At 69.3% G+C, this 5,758-nt stretch carries 5 protein-coding genes; 2 read left to right on the forward strand and 3 right to left on the reverse strand.

Translation table 11 applies throughout. The features are described from left to right. Positions 1–173: 173 nt before the first annotated feature. Both ABYE80_RS16035 and ABYE80_RS16040 read right to left on the reverse strand, forming a co-directional pair. Complete coding sequence (locus ABYE80_RS16035) at positions 174–1,688, reverse strand: hypothetical protein (protein WP_372791309.1); 1,515 nt, start codon at positions 1,686–1,688, stop codon at positions 174–176. Continuing rightward, the gene (locus ABYE80_RS16040; protein ID WP_372791313.1) at positions 1,685–3,316 is read right to left on the reverse strand and encodes a polysaccharide biosynthesis tyrosine autokinase; all 1,632 of its coding nucleotides are present in this window, start codon (positions 3,314–3,316) and stop codon (positions 1,685–1,687) included. Before ABYE80_RS16040 ends, ABYE80_RS16035 begins: the two co-directional genes overlap by 4 nt. A gap of 99 nt (positions 3,317–3,415) precedes the next feature. Between ABYE80_RS16040 and ABYE80_RS16045 the strand changes: the two genes are divergently transcribed. Continuing rightward, the gene (locus ABYE80_RS16045; protein ID WP_372791310.1) at positions 3,416–4,651 is read left to right on the forward strand and encodes a glycosyltransferase family 4 protein; all 1,236 of its coding nucleotides are present in this window, start codon (positions 3,416–3,418) and stop codon (positions 4,649–4,651) included. An 8-nt stretch (positions 4,652–4,659) separates the two neighbouring features. Next, positions 4,660–5,025: a hypothetical protein gene (locus ABYE80_RS16050; RefSeq protein WP_372791311.1), complete on the forward strand. Its 366-nt coding sequence runs from the start codon at positions 4,660–4,662 to the stop codon at positions 5,023–5,025. On the opposite strand, the gene ABYE80_RS16055 is transcribed toward ABYE80_RS16050, so the two are convergent. Beyond that, complete coding sequence (locus tag ABYE80_RS16055; RefSeq protein WP_372791312.1) at positions 5,009–5,557, reverse strand: RNA polymerase sigma factor; 549 nt, start codon at positions 5,555–5,557, stop codon at positions 5,009–5,011. The genes ABYE80_RS16050 and ABYE80_RS16055 overlap by 17 nt on opposite strands. Positions 5,558–5,758: the final 201 nt, after the last annotated feature.

The following is a 5,758-nucleotide window of genomic DNA, read 5'->3' on the forward strand; positions in this document are numbered from 1 at the left end:
CGCGGGTGACTGTCGACGGGTCGAAGTACTGATCTCCCGCGAACGCCTGGAAGGACGGTCCGTGGGCATCGACCAGGGCTTCCATGACGCGTTGGCGGTAGTCGCCGATCGCGGTCTGTACGAGGACGACGGGGTGACGCGGCATCACACTTCTGCGACCGGAGGACGACGCATCACTGGGCCGTGGGTCGTGAAGGGCTCACGGCTCCACCGCGCTTGAACTGCACCTGGGACAACCGGAGTATCAGCAGCGTCGGGAGCACGAAGTACAGACTCCAGGAGAACGCGGGCATGAACCCGGCCCGAATGATGATCGGGAGCTGGACCACCACGACGGCGACGATGACGGCTCGGTACGGGTTCCTCGGCTGGACGAGATGTCTTCGCCAGGCCGCAGCAGCTCCCCATCCGAGGGCCCCCATTCCGAGAATCACGCCGAGGATGTGCCAGTCCTGGTAGAAGGTTCCGACGACCGAGAAATCCGGGCAGGAGGTCTGGCCCGTCGTCTGGCACGGGACACCAGTGACGTCGATCAGCAGTTCGTTCCGCGCGGTCTGCGGCTTCGAGGGAAAGAGCGCACTCGGAACGGGCGCCAGAAGCAGGTCACCGACGGTCGCACGTCCGAACGAGTAGTGCCCCGTCGCCTCCAGACTCTCTACCTGCATCGCCAGCGCGACCACCATCTCCGTGTCGTACCCGGTCATGAAGGCGGTGGCGGGCTTCTCCGGGTTGGACAGTCCGTAGGTCACGATGTTCAAGAAGCCACCGGCCTGCTCGCGGGCGCCGGCTGACCGGGCGTAGGGGATGATCGCGAGCAGCAGGAACGCGGCGACCGCAACCGGCAGCACGACGGAACGGCGAGGTCTCCTTCCCTTGACCAGGAACCCGACGACGATGGGGATCACGATCGAGGGGACGATGAACCGGCGGTTTCCGATCAGGAGGAAGATGAGCACCGGGATGCTCGCCATGACCACTATCGCCGCTCTCGTGCGAAGGGTGGGGGACCGTGAGACGCTCGCTATTGCGATGGCGGCGCACGCACCGAGGACGGGAGCTGAGCTCAGGTACTCGGAGGAGTTGGCCGTTGCCTCTGTCAACGCTTGCGAACGTCCCTGCATCATGAGACGCAAGCCTCCGACGATCGACTCGGTTCGTTGGAGGTGGAACAGGAACAGGGCGAGACCGGCACCCGCTGCGATGGCGGCGGTGCGCACGACGAGATCGGAGCGGAACTCCAGACGGCGCGAGGCATGCCGCTCGCCATGCCGGCGGGCGGCGATCGCGAGGTATGCCTCGTAGCTGATGACGAAGGAGACAGCGCCGAGGAGTCCGAGCGCGACGGCCGCGGGGAACTTCGCGCTGACGTCGTAACTGCCGTGGTACGTCAGGTCACCCGACGCGATCTGAATCAGCGGCCTTACCCCAAAGAGGAGTCCGATCAGGACCGCTGAGATCACGATGGGCTCGAAGAAGTCGAGCCGTCCTGCGAGGCCCCTCCAGACGAGAGGCAGTGCCGTCACCGCGATGACGGCGATGGACGCGACCACCACATCCGGGCCCGTCGTGAACCGCTCCGTCCGCGAGAGCAGCAGACCGAGCGCTATGGCAACACCGGCCAGGAGTAGCAGTGCAGCAGCGGGGAAACGCCAGCCGTGCCCCGGAAGGGCTCTGAGCGGCGTGCTCACGAGCTGAGGTCTTTGCCTGCCCCGCTCAGAGGACGCTCCGACTCCGCCTGGGGCACCGGTTGCTGGTAGTACGCGCCCCCATAGGTGTAGGCGTCGCCGCCGGACACGAAGTTCGCAACGACACCCAGGAGAGGAGCGTTGAGGTTCCGTAGCTGGAGAATGGCGCGCGCGAAGGCGTCACGGTGGGTGCCGTTGAGACGCCCGACGGCGATCACACCGTCGACCTCCGCGAGAAGCGGCACCGCGTCCGCGACGACCACGGTCGGCGGTGTATCGATGACGACGAGGCCGTATTCCTCGGCGAGCTCGGCGAGCAGAGCGCGCAGCGCCTCGGACTCCAGGAGGTCGGCCGGGTTGGGCGGCGGGCTCCCGGCGAACAGGACGTCGATCGTGCCTGCCCGACCGTCGTCCTGGCTCGACCACGCGGACGCCTGCGTGATGCAACTGCTGAGCGACTGGGTCCCGGCCAGGACGTCGGCCAGTCCGTACCCGACGGGATTCGTCAACGAGTTCCCCAGGCTCGGAAGCCGCAGATCCGCCTCGACGAGGATCGTGCGCGTGCCCGTCTGAGCCGCCGCTCTCGCGAGGTTGAGCGCCACGGTGCTCTTCCCGTCCCCCCGCTCGGCAGACGTCACGACGACCGTACGGATCTGCTGCTTCACGTTGAAGTAGCGGAGGTTCGCGCGGAGCATCCGGAACGCCTCGCTCTGCACGGGATCGAGGTTGTCTCGTCCGGTACCGCGACTCCGGGGGATGGCGGCCAGCACCGGACGCTCAGCCAGTTCCCCGAGTTCGTTCTCGTCCCGGATCCGCCGATCCAGGCGCTCGGCCGCGAGCGCCGCGATGACGGCGAGGAAGATCCCTCCCACCAAGCCCAGGATCGCTGCGCGCACGGGGCGGGGCGACGACGCAGATGTGGGTGGGGACGCCGCCTGTGCAAGCTCGGCGTTCCCGGTCTGGAGACTCGCGAGGATCTGGAGTTGCTCGCCGCGATCCTGCAGCGAGCGTCCGCGCGCCGTCTGACGCCCCTCGGGCCCGAGCTGGGCCAGCTCACTCGCCACCAACCCCTGAGCCTCACGGATCTTGGATCGGTCGGCTGCCTGTCGGAACGCGATGTACTCCGTCGCCCAGCGGTTGGCGATCTTGGCGGCGAGCACAGGGCTCTGGTCGGTCGCTGCAACCTCGACCAGGTCCGACTGCCCAGCACCCTGGACCTTGACCTTCGACTCGATCTCATCCACCGTCAGCCCGCTGAGCTTGCGTGATGCGCGCTCCGCCACGACCTTGAGAGAGGCCAGACGCAGGTTGGTCGCGGCCTCACGGGCCGGATCACGCGAGGGGGCGAGGTACGACGAGTCGAACAGGCGCTGATCGAACCCAGGGTCACGGAAGTACAACGTCGCCGTCGCGGTGTACTCCTTCGTCGAGGTGACCGACGAGACCACTGACGTGAGCGCGACCAGAGCGACACACGCGAGCACCAAGGTTCTCCGGCGACGCAGGATCCGTAGGACCGTCTGGAGCGAGGAGGACTGAGCGGAATCGTCAGCTGAAGCGTGCGGTGCGGAAATGGGGGTGCTCCTAGAGGAAGTAGCGGCCGGCGAAGAATAGTCGACCATCGGGACCATCGCCGCCACTGCATCGACGATCTCAGACGTATTCCCGGGAGCCTGTAATCTGATGCCGTCCTCCGCGACTGGAGGAGCGTTTTTTCACAAGGTTCACTTTTGCTGCGAGTCCAGCTCTGGAGCTACAACTACGACCCTGAGCCCCAGGGCATCGCGCCGCTCAGCGCCATGCTCGCCGGCGAACTCCAGCGCCGTGGGCACGACGTTCTGGTCGTCGCCGCCCACCCGCACTACCCGGAGCCGCATTGGGGGTTCCGTCTGAAGCCCTACCGCGAGCGCCGCGACGGGGTGTCGGTCATGCGACTGCCGTTGTGGATCGGTCGCGACAGCGGACTGCAGCGGATGCGCCAGGAGTTCAGCTTCGCGGCGGCCCAGAGCACGGTGGCCCCCCTGCTGCCGCCGTGCGACGCGATCATCGCCGTCACGCCGTGCTTCCCGGCGCTCCTACCGGCCATGGTCACGGCGAAGGTGCGCCGGATCCCGTGGCTGATCTGGCTGCAGGACATCGTCACCGACGGGGCGGTCACCACCGGGCTGCTCGACGAGTCGTCCCTCGGGCTGCGTCTCGCCCGCCAGGCGGAGGTCATCGCGCACAGCTCCGCGGCTCGGACCATCGCCGTGTCCGACGCCTTCCGCGGCAACCTCGTCGCGAAGGGCATCCCGGCGGAGCGGATCGAGCGGATCTTCAACCCGTCGAGCCGGCACACCGACGCCCCCAACGACCTCGCCGCCCTCGCCGCCGAACCGCCGCAGATCCTCGTCATGGGGAACATCGGGCACTCGCAGGGCCTGGAGCACATCGTCGACGCGTTCGAGGGCAGCGAGGCGCTGCGCGCCCTCGACGCGACGCTCACGATCGCGGGCGGGGGCGTCGCGGCCGGGGCGGTGCGGGAGCGGATCACCAGCGACGCCGTCCGCATGCCCGGCGTGCTGTACGGGTCGGAGCTCGAGCCGGTGCTGCGGTCCGCGTCGCTCGGGCTCGTCAGCCAGCGCGCCGACGTCGCCGAGTTCAACCTGCCCTCCAAGCTCATGAACTACATGGCCTACGGGATCCCCGTCCTCGCGTCCGTGCGGATCGGGTCGGAGACCGGCCGCATCGTCGAGGAGAGCGGTTGCGGATGGGTGACCGACGCGGCCCACCCCGAGCAGTTCGCCGAGACGGCCGCGCGGGTCCTGCAGGACCGTGAGGCCCTCGTCCGTGCCGGCGCCGCCGGCTTCGCGTTCGCCAGGGAGCACTTCCACCCCTCGAGCGTCGCCGCCCGCTTCGAGCAGGTGCTCCAGCAGGTCATCGGCCCCCCGGCCGCAGCTGTCAGGAACGGCAGCACCGGCGCGTAGTACCTCACGTGCACCGCGACCACCACGAGGATCAGGAGCTCGAAGCGCTGCTGCGCCGCACGCGGCCCGTGGCCTCCGACGCCTTCGTGCAGGCGACCGAGCGCGAGCTCCTCGGCAGGCCACCCCGGCGCCGAGTCGGCAGGGCGCGGTCGCTGCTCGCCGCCCTCGCTGCCGGCACCGCCGTCGTCGCCGCCGTGGTCGTGGCCACCGTCGCCGACACCGACGACGAGGCGGCACGCGCCACCCCGGCCTGCCGGGACGTGCGCGTCACCAAGAACGTCCGTCAGGGCGAGATCGTCGCGGCCGCCGACGGCACGCCACGCGTCGTGTACCGCGTGCGGCCCGTCACCACGACGGTCAAACGCTGCCGCTGACGTCGTCGGTCTGCCCGCGGCCCACTGCCGCCGCCTCGCGCAGGCGTCGCAGCGACCGCGACACGATCTGATGGACGTTCGCGACGCTCAGGTCGCACAGGGCCGCGATCTCCGACGCTGACAGGTCGGCGGCGAACCGCAGCGCGAGCACCTGCCGGGCCTCGGGCCCCAACCCCCGCAGCCAGTCCGCGAACCCCTCGCTGCTCAGGCTCCGGGCCAGCGGATGCTCGTCGTGCACCAGCCGGTCGATGACGCCCGGGTGCTCGTCGGTGGACACCGCCCGGCGATGCGACTCGCGCCGGTAGTGGTCGGTGAGCACGTTGCGCGCGATCGTCATGATCCACGTCCGCTCGCTGGCCCGTGACGGGTCGAACGAGCCCCAGGCGCGGATCACCCGCTCGAAGCACGACGAGGTCAGATCCTCCGCGACCTCCCGCGACACGCTGTACGCGAAGAACGCGAACACGCCCTGCACGTGCGCGCGGTACACGCGCCGCAGATCATCGCTGTCGTCGTCGCGCTGCCTCGCCACACTCAGGACAGTCTCACGGACCGCCGTCGGCGACTACCGCGCCCGCGCGCGGAAGATCGCGACCGCCGCGGCCAGCACCGTCGCCCCGACCAGGCCCCACAGCAGCGCCCGGCCCGCGGTCGCGCCGTTGTCGACCGAGGACGCCACCGCGCGCAGCGGGCTGCCCTGCGGCGCCTCGACGACCCGGCCGGAAGGCCGCTC

The organism is Paraconexibacter sp. (assembly GCF_041602235.1).
GTDB lineage: Bacteria > Actinomycetota > Thermoleophilia > Solirubrobacterales > Solirubrobacteraceae > Paraconexibacter.

What these genes read in the sequence shown, in the direction of transcription:
- ABYE80_RS16040 (WP_372791313.1), bottom strand. Translation starts at nt 3,316, where the DNA reads ATGGTCCCGATGGTCGACTATTCTTCGCCGGCCGCTACTTCCTCTAGG.